General features: G+C 42.7%; 13 protein-coding genes and 1 pseudogene. 13 read left to right on the top strand and 1 reads right to left on the bottom strand.

The features are described 5' to 3' along the window. Positions 1 to 94 precede the first annotated feature (94 nt). Positions 95 to 976, bottom strand: coding sequence for a helix-turn-helix domain-containing protein (locus tag ACSQ8O_RS35965; RefSeq protein ID WP_436245642.1), 882 nt, complete (start codon positions 974 to 976; stop codon positions 95 to 97). A 356-nt stretch (positions 977 to 1,332) separates the two neighbouring features. Between ACSQ8O_RS35965 and ACSQ8O_RS35960 the strand changes: the two genes are divergently transcribed. From ACSQ8O_RS35960 to ACSQ8O_RS35900, 13 genes and pseudogenes are all read left to right on the top strand, one after another. Then, positions 1,333 to 2,712 (top strand): ABC transporter substrate-binding protein, encoded by a 1,380-nt coding sequence (locus tag ACSQ8O_RS35960; RefSeq protein WP_436245641.1) that lies wholly within the window; start codon positions 1,333 to 1,335, stop codon positions 2,710 to 2,712. A gap of 69 nt (positions 2,713 to 2,781) precedes the next feature. Continuing rightward, on the top strand, positions 2,782 to 3,663 hold the full coding sequence (locus tag ACSQ8O_RS35955; RefSeq protein ID WP_436245640.1) for a carbohydrate ABC transporter permease: 882 nt from the start codon (positions 2,782 to 2,784) through the stop codon (positions 3,661 to 3,663). A 16-nt stretch (positions 3,664 to 3,679) separates the two neighbouring features. Beyond that, entirely contained in the window at positions 3,680 to 4,525 is an 846-nt protein-coding gene (locus tag ACSQ8O_RS35950) for a carbohydrate ABC transporter permease (protein WP_436245639.1), read from the top strand. Positions 4,526 to 4,564: 39 nt separating this feature from the next. Then, on the top strand, positions 4,565 to 6,064 hold the full coding sequence (locus ACSQ8O_RS35945; RefSeq protein WP_436245638.1) for a glycoside hydrolase family 32 protein: 1,500 nt from the start codon (positions 4,565 to 4,567) through the stop codon (positions 6,062 to 6,064). 36 nt (positions 6,065 to 6,100) lie between these two features. Next, positions 6,101 to 7,444: a NosD domain-containing protein gene (locus ACSQ8O_RS35940; protein WP_436245637.1), complete on the top strand. Its 1,344-nt coding sequence runs from the start codon at positions 6,101 to 6,103 to the stop codon at positions 7,442 to 7,444. A gap of 156 nt (positions 7,445 to 7,600) precedes the next feature. Further along, positions 7,601 to 8,029, top strand: a pseudogene (locus ACSQ8O_RS35935) (IS6 family transposase); the annotation flags it as partial. 524 nt (positions 8,030 to 8,553) lie between these two features. After that, entirely contained in the window at positions 8,554 to 9,465 is a 912-nt protein-coding gene (locus tag ACSQ8O_RS35930; RefSeq protein ID WP_436245636.1) for an ABC transporter permease, read from the top strand. Between the two features lie 14 nt (positions 9,466 to 9,479). Beyond that, entirely contained in the window at positions 9,480 to 10,373 is an 894-nt protein-coding gene (locus ACSQ8O_RS35925; protein WP_436245635.1) for a carbohydrate ABC transporter permease, read from the top strand. A 54-nt stretch (positions 10,374 to 10,427) separates the two neighbouring features. Continuing rightward, positions 10,428 to 12,032, top strand: a complete 1,605-nt coding sequence (locus ACSQ8O_RS35920) for a hypothetical protein (protein ID WP_436245634.1) — start codon at positions 10,428 to 10,430, stop codon at positions 12,030 to 12,032. A 135-nt stretch (positions 12,033 to 12,167) separates the two neighbouring features. Then, positions 12,168 to 13,694 carry an arabinosylfuranosidase ArfA gene (arfA, locus tag ACSQ8O_RS35915; RefSeq protein ID WP_436245633.1) on the top strand — a complete coding sequence of 509 codons (1,527 nt, stop codon included), beginning with the start codon at positions 12,168 to 12,170 and terminating at the stop codon, positions 13,692 to 13,694. After that, entirely contained in the window at positions 13,691 to 15,169 is a 1,479-nt protein-coding gene (locus ACSQ8O_RS35910; protein WP_436245632.1) for a sulfatase family protein, read from the top strand. Before arfA ends, ACSQ8O_RS35910 begins: the two co-directional genes overlap by 4 nt. 24 nt (positions 15,170 to 15,193) lie before the next feature. Beyond that, entirely contained in the window at positions 15,194 to 16,732 is a 1,539-nt protein-coding gene (locus ACSQ8O_RS35905; protein ID WP_436245631.1) for a sulfatase-like hydrolase/transferase, read from the top strand. A 28-nt stretch (positions 16,733 to 16,760) separates the two neighbouring features. After that, positions 16,761 to 18,284 carry a sulfatase-like hydrolase/transferase gene (locus tag ACSQ8O_RS35900; RefSeq protein ID WP_436245630.1) on the top strand — a complete coding sequence of 508 codons (1,524 nt, stop codon included), beginning with the start codon at positions 16,761 to 16,763 and terminating at the stop codon, positions 18,282 to 18,284. Positions 18,285 to 18,301 lie beyond the last annotated feature (17 nt).

The following is an 18,301-nucleotide window of genomic DNA, read 5'->3' as shown; positions in this document are numbered from 1 at the left end:
ACCTAGGAATAGCTATTCAGACCTTTTTTGTCATTTTATGCAAGCGGTTACAATTGGCAACGCTTGGACATATCACACATCTATGGACATGTAATTATGAGCGAGATGTTTTCTTTTTCCGATAAAAAGAAGGATTAACGCCTTCTATTTTTTTGAACGCTTTACTGAAAGAATGAATATCCGGAAATCCGATAAGTTCCGCAATTCGTTTTAAAGGTTCATCAGTGAATTGGATCATCTCTCTTGCTTTTTCTATTCTCATTAATTGGTGATAGTGAATAGGACTCATTCCAAATGTTTGATTAAACAGGGTGATCAAATAGTACTTGCTGATTCCAGATATTTTGGCAAGTTCATCTAAAGTCACTCTTTGACCAATGTTATGCTTTAAGAAAATTCTGACTTGCTCCAACTCATTGATATTGGAAAATAAGTGAGGATTTCTGTTCCAATAGTTTTCGCGCAATAATGCGGTGAATAATTGAATAAATAATCCCTTAATATTTAATTCATAAAATGGCAGCTTCATTTGAAATTCTCTTATAATTTCATAAAGTAATTTTTCTATAGCTAAATGATACCGCAACCGTATATGACTAGCTAGAGGAATAGTTAATCTATCAATCTCGTCGCTTCGGAACCACTTCATTTCATCGTTAGTCATATTTTCTAATTTTTTAAAAGAAACTTTAATATCGGGACTATCTTCTTGATAGAACAAATCAAAATGCAAATGGGGCTGTCGGACTAAATCAGTTCCAATTTTACTAATCGAATGCCTTTGTTTGGGGCGAAAGAAAAATATGTCACCTGGTTCTCCAAAATAAACATCATCCTCTACAGTAACTTTTAATCTGCCTTCTTTGAGATAAAGGATTTCATAGTCAAATAATACCCTTTCCTCTAAAAACCAAGGAAATGAGACGTAGCTATCCATAGCAATTCGTAAATAAGGAGACAGATTGTGTAAGTTCATATAGTAACCTCCAACCAAAATATTTGACAAATTAATCATAATTTAAGCCAACGACAATGTTTCATTATTAGTATATCATTGGTTTTGTGGAAAAGAAAACGTTTAACTGAGAAAAGAAAACGTTTTTTTGGGGAAATCAAACGTTTTCCGAGAAAATCAAACGGTTTTCGAGAAACACAATTTTGGATAAACTTTTCTGTTTACTTGGGGGGATTCCTGGGGATATTTGAGGGTATTGGAAAGCATAATGACAAAACAAATGAAAATGATGTAGGAACTACTATGAACGCTTGGCAACCAAATAGTCCTTTAGGGGGACTACCATTTGTTAAATAATAATGAGGGGGTAACTTATTATGAAATTAAAAGGTAAATTATTATCTGGTGTTCTTGTACTATGCATGTCTTTTTCAGCGATTTTGGTTGGATGTTCTAGTAATGAAAAGAACCCTGAAAGCTCTGCGTCCAATAAAGGACAACAAACTTCTGAGAAAGGAGCATCTGGCTCGTCGGATAAATCCATCACGGTTCTGGTAGAGGGCGGAAGTCCGGCCAATACGGTCGCCAGCCAAACGGCGGAAGAATTTAAGCAAAAGACTGGCTATGAAGTGAAGATTGAAACGGTTCCCTACATCGGTGTCTATGACAAATTGAATGTAGAAATGAAAGCTAACTCAGGAGCATACGATGTTGCCACGATCGATATCTTGTGGTTTCCTGCATTGGCAAAAAACTTGGTAGCTATGGATGACTTATTGACGGATGAGGTCAAAAATGATTTTGTACCTAATGTAGTCGATGGCGGTAAAGTGAACGGTAAAATTCTGGGCATGCCGGTTTGGACGAACTCAAAAATTTTATTGTATCGAACCGATTTGTTTAATAATCCGAAGGAACAAGATGCATTCAAGGCTAAATATGGATATGATTTGAAGCCGCCTACGAATTGGCAGCAATATAGGGATGTCGCCAAGTTCTTTACTCGTGATACGAATAATGATGGGGCAACTGATCTATATGGTACGGGCATATTAGGGATGAATAACGGGGATTCGGTTGCCAGTTGGTTGGACCATGCCGCTCAAGCAGGAGCAAAACCTTTGGTTGTGGGTAAAGATAATAAAGCCTTAGTCAACTCGGAACCATATGTAAAAGCACTGGAATTTGAAACAAAGATTTTACGTGAAGACAAGTCTGCGCCAGAAGGTGCACTAAACATGGCCTCTTCTGAAATTTCTGAAATGTTCTGGAATGGAAAAATGGCTATGATGCTTGAGTGGGCTCATTTCTTTGTCCCTTCTAACGACCCAGGCAAATCGAAAGTAGCGGGGAAAGTGGGCGCCGCTCCAATGATTGCTGGTGATTCCGGAGTAGGGGTTGTGCCTGGACCTTGGTATCAAGTGATCCCGAGCACTTCCAAAAAACAAGATATCGCAAAACAATACGTGAAATTTATTTATGAGAAAAATGAATTGTTTATGAAAGCATTAGGAGTGGCTGCACGAAAATCGGTCTTTGACAAATACGGCCAAAAACCTGAATATGCACACCTGAAAGCGCTTGAAACTACACTGGCTGCCAGCCAAACACAGAATCGTCCAATATTGCCACATTGGAACGAAATCGAAAATGAAGCATTAGTCTCTGCAATTCAAGTAGCTCTCTCCGGAAAGGAAACACCGCAAGAAGCATTAAACAGAGCCGCAGCAAAAATTAACGAGATACAAGGAAAATAAATGGAAAAAGGGGCTCAGGTTCGAGCCCCTTTTTAACCGAATTCCAATTCTTACAGAAGGATGATGGATATGTCCCTAAGAGATCAGAAGCTTTCTTTCTTATTTTTTCTACCGGCTTTCGTCTTCATGATCTTGTTTTTTGTTTACCCAATGATGTTGCTTTTTAAAGATAGTTTTTTTGATGATGAAGATCCTTCAAAATTTATTGGTCTTCGGCATTATTCTCACGCTTTAACTTCGGACACATTCTACCAATCCTTAAACAATACAATTGTGTATGTGATAGGGGCAGTTGCAATTGAGTTAATATTGGGCATGTTTCTTGCACTTCTGCTAAGTACAGGGTTTAAAGGCGCCAATATCATTCGTACTTTGCTGTTGAGTCCGTTAATGATTTCTCCTTTGGTTTGCGGTTTAATATGGAAATTTATGCTGAACGACCAATTTGGTATTTTAAATGTCATTATTTACAAAATGGGTTTGATCAAGAACCCTCAAAGTATCTTGTGGTTATCTGACAGCAAGTTGGCTTTAATTTCCTGTATGATTGCCGATGTATGGCTTACCACGCCATTTATGATGTTGATACTATTAGCGGGCATACAAGGTATACCTGAAAGTTTATACGAAGCTGCCCGCATAGACGGAGCAAATAAGTTTCAAAACTTTTTGCATATCACACTGCCAAGTTTAAAACCGGTCATTTTAGTTGCAGTTGTCATACGTATGATTGATGCAGCTAAATCCTTTGATATTATTTGGGTGATGACACAAGGCGGTCCGAATGGTTCCTCTTCCTTAGTAAGCACATTAATTTATAAATCGGTAGCCAGATACAATCAAGAAGGATATGCAAGCGCAATGGCTGTAATCTTTATGATTATCTTGTTGGTAATCTGTTCATTCTTTTTTAAACAATTCTGGAATCCAAATAAGAAAGCGGTTCGATAGGAAGGAGATCAGCAAGATGGTTATTACTATGAGTAAACAAAAATCCAGAGTTGCCAGTTTATTTGTATTCGTCATCTCATGTATTTTTTTGGTTATTACTTTATTTCCATACGCTTACCTTGTGTTATCTTCACTGAAACCGCCAAGGGAAGTGATTTCCACAACCCCTACGTTGTTGCCTTCTGTGTTTACTTTAGCCAATTATAATGCCCTGTTTCAACAACTGGCAATCGGCAAATATTTTGTTAACAGTCTTATAACTGCAATGTCAGGTACACTATTGAGTGTTTTTCTGGGTTCATTAGCTGCTTATGGCTTAACCAGATTCGCATCAAAGTTAGGGAATTTATTTCTGCTTTTTACTTTGGGTGTTCGTATGACGCCTCTGATTAGTGTTGCAATACCGATGTATCGTATTATTGGGCAATTAGGTTTAATGGATACAAAATTAGCATTAGTTTTAGTCTATACCAGCATAAACATTCCGTTTGTTATCTGGATGATGATTGGTTTTTTTGACAATTTGCCAAAAGAGCTTGATGAATCTGCGCGTGTCGACGGATGCGGGATGTTTGGAACTTTTATGCGTATTATCTTACCGATCTCGCTGCCTGGAATCGCAACTACCTCAATTTTTAGCTTTATGCTTTCCTGGAATGATTTCTTGTTCGCATTACTTTTAACAAGCACTTCGGCCAAAACGGTGCCAGTAGGAATTTCAGAGTTTTTAACAGCTTACGGTTTGGATCTAGGCCCTATGACGGCTGCGGCAACCATATTTAGCGTGCCTGTCATGCTTTTTTCGTTTGTAATGCAAAAATACATTGTTCGCGGAATGACAATGGGTGCTGTTAAAGAATAGAGAAATTGTATGATGAAATAAAGAGTGGAGGAAATATTGATGCAATATGATCACCATACGTTCCATAATCTCATGTTAGGTAAAGCAGAACAATCGGTTGCAACTATTAAGGATCATGTGGGTAAAGACCCTATGCGTTTAAAGTTTCATTTTATGCCTCCCGCCTATTGGATGAACGATCCTAACGGGCTTATATACTATCAAGGAGAATATCATATATTTTACCAGTTTCACCCCTATTCAGCCGAGTGGGGTCCGATGCATTGGGGCCATGCAAAAAGTAAAGATTTGGTTCACTGGGAACACCTTCCTATTGCACTTGCGCCAAGTGAAGTCTATGATCTTGACCAAAAAGGCGGATGTTTTTCCGGAAGCGCCGTCGATGACAACGGGATATTGACTTTGATCTACACCGGCACGATTATGAAGGAAGGGCGTGTCATTCAAACTCAATGTATAGCTTCCAGTACCGATAGCGTGACATTTCAAAAATATGTAGGAAATCCGGTTATCTCTGTTCCTCCAGAAGGGAGTTCCTCTGATTTCAGGGATCCGAAAGTATGGAAACACGAAGATAAATGGTATATGGTCGTAGGTTCAAGTAAAGATGGAAAAGGAAGAGCTTTGCTTTATCGCTCGAATGACCTGTATGTATGGGAGTATGTAAGTGTATTGGCTGAGAGTGACGGTACGATGGGTACGATGTGGGAATGTCCGGATATTTTTCCGCTTGGCGATCGTTATGTACTAATGTTCTCCCCAATGGGAATGGGTGAAAAAAAAGCGAGTTATTTAACTGGTTCATTAGATTATAGTAGTGGGAAATTTACTTGGGATTATTGTGGAGAAGTGGATTGCGGGTTCGAGTACTATGCTCCTCAATCCTTCCTTGATGATAATGGAAGACGAATTATTATAGGTTGGTTGAACGCTTGGGATTGGATGCCGTGGTTTCAAAATTTCGGTCCCACTTTTAAAAACAATTGGTGCGGCGCGATGTCCATTCCAAGAACTGTAGAAATGGACGATGACGGACATTTGAGATTTCTTCCAGTTGAAGAATTAAAGGCAATACGGGGGGGACATTTTCATCTTGACTGTACGGCGATAGAAGGGGAAATACAAGCGCTTCCCCGATCGATAGAAGGGGATAGTTTAGAGATTGTGGCGAAATTTAATCTTGAAAATTGTCACGCGGAGGAATTTGGCTTCAAAATGCGGGTGTCGGATGACGGCAATGAGGAGACGGTACTCTCTTATTCGCCTAAGAGCGGAGAACTTCAATTTGATAGAAACAGATCGGACGGATGGAGTCAGGGGATTCGAAAATGTAAACTGGAATCTGCCGATAAGGATACATTAAGGCTGCATATCTACGTAGATACTTGCGTTGTTGAAGTATTTGCGAATGAAGGGCGTACGACAATGACTAATAACATATATCCCAATCCGTACAGTATAAACTTGAAACTTTTTAGCCTCGGAGATAAGGTGGAACTCATTTCTCTTGATATATGGCAACTTCACTCTATATGGTGAAGGTAGAACACACTTAATTGATAGGAGAATTTATTTATGGTTAGTAAAAATTATTACGACGTAACAGAGTGGCCTGTCGGTAATCCGTTTGAGGATATTGGTGAGGTAATCAATAGCATTATAGCAGATATTAAAAGTAGGCAATCGGACACTGATGTGAATAAAGGCGGAAAGCCGGGTGCGGTTATCTATATTCCACCGGGAGATTATCATCTTGGCAGTCAAGTAGTTATAGACATCAGTTATCTTAAAATTATGGGTTCTGGACACGGGTTTACATCTTCGAGTATTCGTTTTAATACATCTGAGAATGAATGGGCGGATTTGCATGAATTGTGGCCGGGAGGAAGTCGCATACTCGTAGATATTCCCCTAGAAGTAAATGACGAAGAATATAAAGCAGCTGCATTTTATGTTGAACGAAGCGGAAATCCCCGAATAAGTTCGGTAGAGTTTTCTGACTTTTGTATTGATGGTTTGCATTTTATTGAAGATGGTTCAGGAGAAACAAATCCGGAAAACACATACATTAACGGGAAAACGGGTATTTATGTTGCAAGTGCTTGTGACTCATTTCGGATTACAGGCATGGGGTTTGTGTATTTAGAGCATGGAATTACTATTTATCATGCAGATGCACTGACTATACATGATAATTTCATAGCTGAATGTGGTAACTGTATAGAACTACGAGGTTGGGGCCAGGCTTCAAAAATAACCGATAACTTGATAGGAGCCGGTTTTAAAGGATATTCAATTTACGCTCAAAATTTTGGTGGACTTTTGATTACAGCGAATAATGTTTTTCCACGAGGTGCGAGCAGTATCTATTTTGATGGTGTGACACGTTCCAGTATCACTAATAATAGACTTCACTCATTTTATCCAGGAATGGTTGTATTCAGGGAAAATTGTTCGGAAAACTTGGTTTCTTCAAATCACTTTTTACGAGACCATGAACCTTGGACTCCTTTTCTGGGAATAGACAATGGTTTAGATGATTTGTATGGTCTCCTCTATATCAGTGGCAATAATAATTCTGTAATTGCTAATCACTTTTCTGAAGGAATTAATACTCAGAACATCAAGCCGGTAGGTGCAACACCTGTAATCATACGTATTGTTTCGGGTAATGGAAATTATATTTCTAATAATCATGTTGTTGCCACGGAGGTTCATGCTAAGATAAGTGATTCTTGTTTCTCTGCGCAAGTAGACGCTTTGTTGACTACCAAAGCATCAGAGCCGCTTACCGTAACAACAGTAATGGTAGAAAAAGAATCGCTTCAAAATACGATTCTTGATTCGGGAAGTGATGCACAGGTTGTTCTGGACAAGACTGTAAATGCATTCAGAGCCACTCCAACGCCAGGAGCATAAATAAGGTTGTGGTGCAAAGCTCTAATTCATGATAACGTAATCGATAATGAAGTCATGGGATGGAGCAACTTACTTTGGAAACCAAATTGGATTTATTTAAATGGAAGTAATATGAATCAGCAATCATTTTACTAACCGTGAGATGGTATTTAAAAATATCGGGCAGTTGATTCTATGGGGAAAACGATTGATTTCATGTTATCTGAAAATCGTGATATGACGGCAGCCAAGCGTTTCTTTACAAAGGCTTTGTCCTCGTCACATAATCAAATACCTCGTGTGATCACTTTGGATAAAAACCCGGCATATCCACCAGCCATACAAGAATTAATAAATGAAAAAGCCTTACCAAAAGAAACCTTGATTAGACAGACAAAGTATCTAAACAACATTGTGGAGCAAGATCACCGGTTCATAAAGAAAATCACAAAACCAATGCTTGGTTTCAAATCGTTTCTTACAGCGGGTCAAACGTTAAAGGGAATTGAGGCTTTACATATGATAAGGAAAGGGCAGGCCGAAAATAATTCGTCTGTCCTCTCTGATGTTGAATGGCTCAATAAAATATTTGGTATTGTGGCATAGTTAATTACAATTTAATGGGTAATTGCTATCTCTGTTAATTCTTGCACCACAACCTACTTCGACAGGTTTCAATCTAATAAGTTTTTTTGATTGATACATTACTTTCATTTCTCTCCTGACCTATATGTAAATACGTAAAGTTTGCTTGTCTAATTTTATTCTAAAATCAACTCATTATTGCATTCACTCAATTTTAAAATATCAAGAAGTTATACAAAAGGAATTATCTTGTTAATAATCACTTTTAGCCAAAAAATAATCACAAATGATATATATTTAACCGGAAATATCAGATATATTTATCTATATCCTATCGGAAATATCGGATATGTGCATGATTAGCGCATTTTCATACGAAAGGATCTGCATGTAAAATTATAACTAATACTTTCTAATAATAATTCCGATAAAAATAATGGGAATTATAAGAATAAGTTCACCGTTCGAACGGAGACGCAATTCTAACCTTTAAGGGGGGAGAAGTGTGTCTTTTTTTACAAACTAACTGTTAAAGAGGTAGTCTTATGAACAAACGAAAAAAAGTCAGTTTAGGCATTCTCAGAAATTATGAACTCTATATCATGTTAGTGCCTGTTCTGGTTTATTACACTATTTTTCACATCATACCCATTTATGGACTGCAGATTGCTTTTAAAGATTTTATTCCTTCGCTCGGGATATGGGGCAGCTCTTGGAATGGGTTACATCATTTCGAAAGGTTTTTCTCCTCGTTTTATTTGGAACGGCTGATTGTGAACACGGTAAAACTTAGTCTTTATTCTTTAATCATTGGTTTTCCGTTGCCAATTATTCTGGCTCTGTTGCTTCAAGAATTAAAGTGGTTGAGGTTGAGCAGGATTATTCAGAATATCACGTATTTCCCTCATTTTGTATCGGTTATTGTGGTTGCGGGGATGATTACGGCCTTCACCTCCTCTACCGGAGTGATCAATACCATTTCTGCTTGGTTTGGGTATGAACCGGCGAATTTATTGACACATAAGGAGTATTTCAAAACGATTTATGTCCTTTCGGAAATATGGCAGCATACAGGTTGGTCGGCCATTATCTATATCGCTGCACTAGCAGCCGTTAATCCCGAGTTATATGAAGCTGCGACGATGGATGGGGCAAGCAAGTGGAATAAGGTTTGGAGCGTATCGATTCCCGGTATTCTCTCAACGATCCTCGTCCTCTTTATTTTGAAAATAGGTAATCTGTTGGATGTAGGCTTTCAAAAAATACTCCTGCTGCAAAATCCACTGAATCTGGAGACGGCTGATGTCATTTCAACCTATGTCTACCGGATAGGTATTCTGCAAGGTGAATACAGCTTCTCAACCGCAGTAGGATTATTTAATACGTTGATCAATGTCACACTGCTAATCATAGCCAACTATTCCATTAAACGACTGACGAGCAACAGCTTATGGTAAAGGGAGGGAATAAGATGCTGAAAAAACAAAATGCCATCCAAAACAATGACGTTTGGTTCAATTTGGCAATGTATGCCTTTCTTGTCGTATTGACCTTGTTTATTGTATTCCCTTTGCTGCATGTGTTCAGTAGTTCGCTCAGCAGCCCTGCTCTTGTTGCCAAAGGTCAAATCCTATTCTGGCCAGAGGAACTGACTTTAAAGTCGTACATCAACGTACTCAAGAACAGTACAGTCTGGAACGGGTACCGAAATACGATCCTCTATACGGTGCTAGGCACGGCTATTAACGTGGTGTTAACAGTGCTGGCGGCCTACCCACTATCGAGGTCTGACCTTAAGGGCGGGCGTGTTATTCTGGGTATTCTTATTTTAACCATGTATTTTCAAGGCGGTATTATCCCAACTTATTTGGTCGTGAAGCAGTTGGGGTTGGTGAATTCCATGTGGGCGATGATACTGCCAAGCGCAATAAATACTTTTAATCTCATCATTATGCGCACTTATTTTATGAACACGATTCCGAAGGAGCTGCAGGAGGCTGCTTTTATAGACGGGTGCTCGAACACGCGCATTTTACTTGATGTGGTGCTTCCGTTATCTAAGCCAATCCTGGCTGTAATCTCATTGTATTATGCTGTTCATCACTGGAACGATTTCTTCAACGGTCTCATTTATTTATCGGATCGAAGTCTGTTTCCTCTCCAGCTGGTTCTGCGAGAAATTCTCATTCAATCCAAAGTTGATGATTTTGCAACACTGGATAAGGGCTTTACAGATCGAATTTTTGATTCGGAAGGGATCAAATATGCCATTATTATGGTCGCCAGCCTTCCTATGCTGATTTTATATCCCTTTATGCAGCGTTTTTTTGTAAAGGGCGCTTTGATCGGTTCGATAAAAGGATAAGGCTGATTATTATAGCAATTCAAATTATACATCTACTATTGGAGGTCATATCTTATGAAAAAGAATTTACTTTTAACAGTCCCGGTCGCTTTGGTGCTAGTTATTTCAGGGTGTGCGGATAAATCTGCGTCACAAGAGGGGACGGCTACAACTACGGCTTCGGTGATACCTGCAAATGTCAACGAAACCGGTTTACCGATTGTTAAGGAAAAGGTCACTTTAAAAGGATTTGCTCGAAAGGACCCGCAATTGGGTGAATACAGCCAGATGCTGCTTTGGAAGGAGCTGGAGGAGAAAGCGAATATTCATATCGAATGGGATACGCCTTCCTTGCAAAACGCTGTAGAGCGTGTCAATCTGGTGTTGGCAAGCGGCGAACTGCCCGACTTTTTCATCAAAGGTGTTATCAAGGATGCGGATATTACGAAATATGGCTCGACTGGCGTTTTCATTCCTCTGGAGGGATTGATCGAGAAGTATGCACCTAATCTGCGTGAGCTGTTAAAGAAGAAGCCAGAGGTAAAGGCTGCCATTACCTCTCCCGATGGACATATATATTCGCTGCCTCGAATTGTCGATTACGACTTGCTCGGTGTTCCACGTTTCCCGATGCTGAATATCAAATGGCTCGATAAGGTTGGAGCGCAGGCTCCTAAGGATTCGAATGAACTCTACTCACTGTTGAAATTGTTTAAAGAAAAGGACCCGAATGGCAACAGCAAGAACGATGAAATTCCGTATACGGCTCATACAATTGACTGGGCGATGCGTGGACTTGAAGGCATGTATGGGCTGCAGCGCAATTTGGATTATAAGTTGAACATTGACGACAATAATAAGGTGCATATTTGGTACGCGGATGAGAAATACAAGGAGCTGCTGCAATATACAAGCAAGCTCTATAAGGAAGGCTTACTGGATAAGGATATTTTCACGCAGACGGATCAAGTGTATTTTGCGAAGCTAGCTGACAATAAGGTAGGCTTCACGCCATTGCTGCAAGCTCAAAATGCTGGCAAATTTGCAGGAGACTATTCAGGTATTACGCCACTTAAAGGGCCTCATGGCGACCAGTTATGGAATCTGAAGCAGGATGTTAATGCTAACGGCGGTAAGGCGATCATTACAAAAGCTAACAAGAATCCAGAAGCAACGATGCGTATGTTCGATTATTTTTATGGAGACGAAGGTGCGACTCTGCTCTACTTGGGCAAGGAGGGTGTCACTTACGAGAAGCGTGAGAATGGAAGCTTAGGATATAAAAAGGAAATTTTGAATAGCCAACGAGGGCTGACAGTGGAACTGGGGTCCATGACCATTTGGCAAGGTGGAGGGGAGTTCGGCTATTATACGGACAAACATTTATCACCAATGCTGGAAGGCTCGACCCGACCGAAGGACTTCAAACTTGTTCAGCCGTTTTTGCCTAAAAAACAATATGCTCTACCGCTTCTATCCAAAGAAAAGCAAGATCAAATGAACGCAATTCGCACCGATCTGGATACCTATACAGATGAAATGCGTGCCAAGTTTATCTCAGGCGATCAGTCTTTTGCCGAGTGGGATGCGTATGTAGCAACCTTGAAGAAAATGGGCGTGGATAAGCTGGAGAAAATGTTCCAGGAATCACTTGATGGCCTGCTTAAGGGTGGAAAATAAACAAAACGAGATACAGCTGGCAAGGTGATGGCAAATCGTGGTGAGACATGGATGAAGAACAGGCTTCCGTGGAAAGCATCCGAGGCTGGATTCCCTTCACCAGCTGTTTTACTTTTGAAATGGAGTGAATGAACGATGGCTGGAGTTCAAAAGGCGAGAGCTGTGATAGATCGCGATTTCGTCATATCACGCATCGATGCGAGAATTTATGGCGGCTTTATCGAGCACATGGGGCGCTGTGTATATGGAGGTATCTATCAGCCGCAGCATTCGGAGTCTGACGAAGCAGGCTTTCGACGCGATGTTGCGGGCATGGTCTCAGAGTTGGATGTATCGGTCATCCGATATCCTGGTGGAAACTTTGTTTCTGGTTTTCGCTGGGAGGATAGCGTCGGACCACAGGTGAATCGCCCTACACGTATGGATTTGGCATGGAAAAGTTTGGAAACGAACGAGGTTGGACTGGATGAATTTGCAAAGTGGGCTTCGCAGGTAGGTTCGCAGGTCATGATGGCTGTCAATCTCGGCACCCGCGGTGTTGAGGAGGCGGCTCATCTGCTAGAGTATTGCAATATGGCGGGGGAAAGCAGCTTTAGTAAGCTGCGAAAAGCTCATGGCAGAGAACAGCCATATTCGTTCAAGCTGTGGTGTCTAGGCAACGAAATGGACGGTCCCTGGCAAATTTGCAACACGTCAGCAGCGGAATACGGCCTTCTCGCCCGGGAGGCTGGAAAGGTGATGAAACGACTCGATCCTACGATTGAGTTGGTCGCATGCGGGAGTTCCTCTCTAAATCTTCCCACTTATCCTGATTGGGATGCAACCGTAATGGAATACTGCTATGACATTGCAGACTATCTTTCGGTCCATATGTATCTGGACAATAAAGAGGACGATCTGGAGGCATATTTGGCGAAATCATTGATCATGGATGAATATATTGACTCAATCGTCGCTGCTTGTGACTTCGTAAAGGCGAAGAAGCGCTCGAGTAAGCGGATGTATTTGTCCTTTGATGAGTGGAATGTCGTGCCGAGTACATGGAAAGGGAATGATGCCGAGTCGTGGACTGTTGGTCCAGCGCTGTGTGAAGGAAGTCATACAACAGTTGATATGATCGTATTCGGCTCGATGCTGATTTCACTGTTGAAGCATAGCGATCGGATTCGGATCGCTTGCATTGCACAACTCGTGAACGTCTTTGGTGTTATCATGACAGACTCCGATGGAAGGGCATGGAAGCAGTCGATTTATTACCCATTTCTGCATGCCTCCCGATTTGGGAGAGGACTTGCCTTACCGGTCCAGGTGCAAGCCCCATCGTATGTGACGAATGAGAAAAGAGAGGTACCTCTTATTGAAGCGGTATCGGTATTCGATGATGATTCTGGTGTGCTGACGGTCTTTGCGGTGAATCGCAGTTTAAGCGAGGAGCTTGAGATGAATTTGGAACTGAGAGGCTTTGATGCGTTAATAGGCCATGAAAGCATTGTTGTGCAGCATCAGAATCCATCTGCCTACAATCAAGCAGATGCTCCAGATACGATTGTTCCGAGAAATGGTTTTGTCCCCCTAGTCAATGATAACCGCCTAAGCACGAGGCTGCTGCCGTTGTCGTGGAACGTTTGGAGATTTAAACCGGCAGGAGGGAACAGGAAATGAATATCCAATCAGGGAATGGGGACGTCCGTCGTCAGCCCAATATCTTATGGATCTGCACGGACCAGCAGCGAACAGATACGCTGGGCTGTTACGGCAATCCGAATGTCAATACCCCGAATATTGATAAACTCGCATCCCAGGGTACGCTTTTCGAGAGAGCTTACTGTCAAAGCCCTGTATGCACACCAAGCCGCGCCAGCTTCATGACGGGGAGATACCCACGTACAACCCGGTGCAGACAAAACGGCCAGAAGCTTCCTTCTGATGAGAAGCTCATTTCAAAGCGATTTGCGGAACAAGGATATGTCTGTGGACTTGCAGGGAAGCTGCATTTGGCTCCTACTCACCCAGCGGTATGTCATGGCGTTGAGGAACGGGGGGATGACGGATACCAAGTGTTCCGCTGGTCTCCAGCGACAGGTGGCACTCACGAATGGGCCCTGAATGAGCATACACAATGGTTGAATGAGAAGGGAAAAGAGTTGAAACGAGAAGCCATTACTGGCTCCCGCCAAGTATATTACGGGGAGGATGAAGAAGATCGTCAAGGTACGTGGTGCATAGAAGAGGCTGCTAAGTTCATTCGATCCAATGCCAAGCAGGGCAATAAGTGGCTCTTCTCGCTTAACCTTTTTGATCCGCATCATCCATTCGATCCGCCCAAGCGGTTGCTAGATAAATACATGGAACATCTAGATCGTGTTCCGTTGCCCAATTACACACCCGGTGAGCTGGACAACAAACCAGTCTATCAGAAGATGGACAGCGAGAAAGCATATAATTTTGCTAAGCATTTGAATTATAAGGAAATGACAGAATATGAACATAAGTTAATATGTGCTTCTCAATGGGCCATTATGGAGCATGTGGATGAACAGATAGGGCTGCTGATGGAAGTGCTCAAGCAGACAGGGGAGTTGGAGCATACACTCGTCCTATTTATGTCAGATCATGGCGAGATGCTGGGTGATCATGGGATATATTGGAAAGGTCCTTATTTCTATGAGCCGCTTGTCAAGGTGCCTCTTCTGATTGCATGGCCGGGCGTTATCCAATCGGGTGTTCGCACATCAGCTCTTGTGGAACTCGTAGATTTAGCCCCGACACTACTCGATGCCATTCAGGCTGATGCGGCGCCGGGAATTCAGGGGAAGTCACTTTGGTCATTGCTCAAAGGGGAGGTACCGCATGACGCTCACCGGGACAGCGTCTACTGTGAATATTATAATGCGCAGCCTTGGCATCCTGATCTGCCGCCGCACTGTACGATGGTATCTGACGGCAGATATAAATTGGTTCGTGTCCATTCATCTCAGCAAGGTGAACTTTACGATTTAGTAAAGGATGCGGCAGAGACAAGTAATTTATATGACGATCCTGCCTATCTAGAGATGAAACTACAGATGATGGAACTGATGACGGATCGTATGGCATGGACGGTAGACCCGCTGCCCGAACGGCAAGCCGACTTCTAAAAACGGAATGCGAGGATTGTGATTATGGGAGCTACACCGAATAGAAAACCGAATATTGTTTGGTTGACGCAGGATCATGTTGTTTGGAAGCATTTTCGTGATACAAAGGGGCCGAAGCCGATACTAGCGGCCTATGAGCGAATAGCCTCGGAAGGAACTGCATTTGACCGCGCCTATTCCGTAACGCCTCTCTGCTCTCCTGCGAGAGCAAGTATGCTGACAGGCGTGTACGCGCATAAGCATGGTATTACTAGAAACGATTCGAGAAGTCTTAAAGAGGCAATGAACGTTGGAACGCCCGTATTGAGTGAGTTCTTGAAGTCCGTGGGTTACCGGTGCGGCTACTTCGGCAAATGGCATGCAGGGAAGGAGAATGCACAGGAATATGGCTTTGAAGGATTTTCCTTAGAGGGGTACGGTACGCCATACCAATCAGAGGCATACGCGAGCTACTTGAAGCGGTTCGATCTGCCTGATCCGATTGTGGATGTGGAGTGGAGCATTTCCGGAGCTTCTTTATCGGACATCAACATGAAAGACGTGGAATCCTTTGCGGGAGCTAGTGCTAACGGCTTTCGGTCTGCTAGTACGGCACACTTTAAATCGCCTGTGGAGGCTACAGAAGCATACTTCGTCTCACAGCTTGCATGTGATTGGTTAGAAGAGGCTGCTCAGGGAGAAGAGCCTTTCTTACTTCGGGTCGATATTTGGGGACCTCATCAGCCTTATCTCGTAGCTGAGCCGTTTCGGAACTCGCTGGATGCTCAGCTCATTCCTGAATATCCAAATTTCAGCAACAATTTTGTGGATCGGCCAGATTACCATAAGCGTGATCGTGATGATTGGCGGAGTCGAACCAGGTTCACCGAATGGGACCAATGGCGGCCGCTGCTTGCAAGAGCTTATGAGCATTTTGCTCAGACAGATTCGGCATTCCTAAAGGTATTGGATACGATAGATCGATTGGGGATTTCAGACAACACCATTGTCATCTATACGGCAGACCATGGCGATATACTTGCCTCGAACGGTGGACTATTCGATAAGGACGCTATGCTGACGGAGGAAACGATGGCGATTCCACTTGTCGTGAAATGGCCAGGTGTGACGAAGCAAGCACGCAGCACACAAGCACTCGTAAGCAATATGGATATAGTATCCTCGGTTCTGGAATGGAGCGGTGTTCAAATTCCTGAGCATTTGGATGGCCTTAGCTTGGCAGGACTGATAACGCATATCAATTCTGCAAATGATTCTGACTTTGGGATTCCTAGCACATGGCGCAAAGATCTTATGGCCGTTCATTTCGGTCATAAGGATTACGAGAAGATTCAGAGAGCTCTTTACTGGGAGACGTATAAGTACGTCGCTCATTTGGATGATTCCGATGAGTTGTATGATTTAGAGCAGGATCCATTTGAACTTCAAAATTTAATACATGCATCTGATAAGCGAAACTTGCTTGAAGAGATGAAGCATCGCCTGCACAAGCAGCTGCTGGATCATGATGACTTGTCCGAAGATACAAATCGACTCATTGAGCAGAAGAAGTTGAAGCCTTAAGAAATGACAACCATGGAGGTAGTGCCACTTGAAACCGAAAAATATCGTTATTCTAATGAGTGATGAACAACGATGGGATACGTTGAATAGCCTTAGCAGCGAACGTTCTGTGACGCCAAATATCGATGCGCTGGCAGCCCAAGGCATCTCGTTGGATCGCAGCTACACCGCATATCCGTTGTGCTGCCCAGCTCGTGCCAGCCTATGGACGGGACTTATGCCCCATGGGCATGAAGTGACCGGCAATTGGAAAAGCATTCGAGAGGACCTGCAAGATGAAGGGCTAATCTCTAATTTCAAAGAAGCTGGCTACCATACCATTTATACAGGTAAGTGGCATGTGCCGGGTACGACGCCGCAACGGTTTCATTTCGACGATGTTTCAGCGATTCCAGCTGTGATCGAGGGCCGAGACCGGGGCAGATTCATTGAAGAGTACCGTGAATACACACAAACCCACGGATATAAGCTGCATGAGACTCATATCGAGAATTTGACGCATTCCGATATCGGACAGCTTAAGCGGGAGGGGAAAGCACCCTATGGAACAGCCGAAATTAAGGAAGAGCATTTTCTCGAGACCTGGCAAACGGACATATTTACAGAGGCACTCGACCGCAGGCCGGATGATCGGCCGTTCTTTGCGGTATGCTCCTATAATGCTCCGCATTTCCCGATGATCGTACCTGCCCCTTATGATACCTTGATTAAACCTGACGAGGTCAAGCTGCCGATCAACTTTTTGCAGGGGACAGACGGGAAGCCATTCGAGGTGCTGCAATCCTCCTATTTCTCTGAGTTGAATGGCTTGGATGATAATGAATGGCGCTCCTATATCGCCCATTATTTGGGGCTGTGTGCCTTGATTGATAAACAGGTCGGAATCGTTGTTGATTATTTGAAGCGGGAAGAGCTCTATGAGGATACGCTTATCGTATTCCTTTCCGATCATGGTGATATGATGGGTTCCCATGGGTTAATTAAGAAGGGTTTTCCGCTTCATTACGAAGAAGCGCTCCGCGTTCCTCTCATCCTTACAGGCACTGGTGAGGACTATCCGTCACCGGCGCGTAGCAACGCACTGGTTTCGCTCATTGACTTACTGCCTACGCTGGCGGAGTTGACCGGTGTTAACATCAAGCAGAAACACGAAGGTCGATCCTTTGTGCCGCTGCTTCAAGGACAAACATCGACACACAGGGACTACGTGCTCGCCGAGACGTTTAAGATTGGCGGATCAGAGAGTGCTGTCGTTGGTGGAGAGCGGGGTGGACCGGAGCAGTTTAATGTGAATACGGATAGTGTCAATTTCTCAATCCGCACTTCGGCGTATAAATATGTGTTCCGTTATCGAGATATAGAAGAGCTGTACAATTTAGAAATGGATGCTGGTGAAAATATGAATATCGCCGCCTCTCCTTCAAGTAGGGAGACACTTAAACAACTTAGGGGTTTGCTGCTGCAGGAGTTGAAGGAAGCGAATCCGTTCCTGCATGAGATTGTAGCGAATAAGCTGATTCAACGGGGAGTCTTGGAAGGATTCGCGACATAAAAAGGATAGGAGAGTGA

Origin of the sequence: Paenibacillus sp. LjRoot56, from assembly GCF_964253335.1 — a bacterium.
GTDB lineage: Bacteria > Bacillota > Bacilli > Paenibacillales > NBRC-103111 > Paenibacillus_E > Paenibacillus_E allorhizoplanae.
This window is presented reverse-complemented; position numbering and strand designations above follow the sequence as displayed.

What these genes read in the sequence shown, in the direction of transcription:
- ACSQ8O_RS35965 (WP_436245642.1), bottom strand. Translation starts at nt 976, where the DNA reads ATGAACTTACACAATCTGTCTCCTTATTTACGAATTGCTATGGATAGC.
- ACSQ8O_RS35905 (WP_436245631.1), top strand. Translation starts at nt 15,194, where the DNA reads ATGGGAGCTACACCGAATAGAAAACCGAATATTGTTTGGTTGACGCAG.
- ACSQ8O_RS35925 (WP_436245635.1), top strand. Translation starts at nt 9,480, where the DNA reads ATGCTGAAAAAACAAAATGCCATCCAAAACAATGACGTTTGGTTCAAT.
- ACSQ8O_RS35920 (WP_436245634.1), top strand. Translation starts at nt 10,428, where the DNA reads ATGAAAAAGAATTTACTTTTAACAGTCCCGGTCGCTTTGGTGCTAGTT.
- ACSQ8O_RS35940 (WP_436245637.1), top strand. Translation starts at nt 6,101, where the DNA reads ATGGTTAGTAAAAATTATTACGACGTAACAGAGTGGCCTGTCGGTAAT.
- ACSQ8O_RS35930 (WP_436245636.1), top strand. Translation starts at nt 8,554, where the DNA reads ATGAACAAACGAAAAAAAGTCAGTTTAGGCATTCTCAGAAATTATGAA.
- ACSQ8O_RS35960 (WP_436245641.1), top strand. Translation starts at nt 1,333, where the DNA reads ATGAAATTAAAAGGTAAATTATTATCTGGTGTTCTTGTACTATGCATG.
- ACSQ8O_RS35910 (WP_436245632.1), top strand. Translation starts at nt 13,691, where the DNA reads ATGAATATCCAATCAGGGAATGGGGACGTCCGTCGTCAGCCCAATATC.
- ACSQ8O_RS35950 (WP_436245639.1), top strand. Translation starts at nt 3,680, where the DNA reads ATGGTTATTACTATGAGTAAACAAAAATCCAGAGTTGCCAGTTTATTT.
- arfA (WP_436245633.1), top strand. Translation starts at nt 12,168, where the DNA reads ATGGCTGGAGTTCAAAAGGCGAGAGCTGTGATAGATCGCGATTTCGTC.
- ACSQ8O_RS35955 (WP_436245640.1), top strand. Translation starts at nt 2,782, where the DNA reads ATGTCCCTAAGAGATCAGAAGCTTTCTTTCTTATTTTTTCTACCGGCT.
- ACSQ8O_RS35945 (WP_436245638.1), top strand. Translation starts at nt 4,565, where the DNA reads ATGCAATATGATCACCATACGTTCCATAATCTCATGTTAGGTAAAGCA.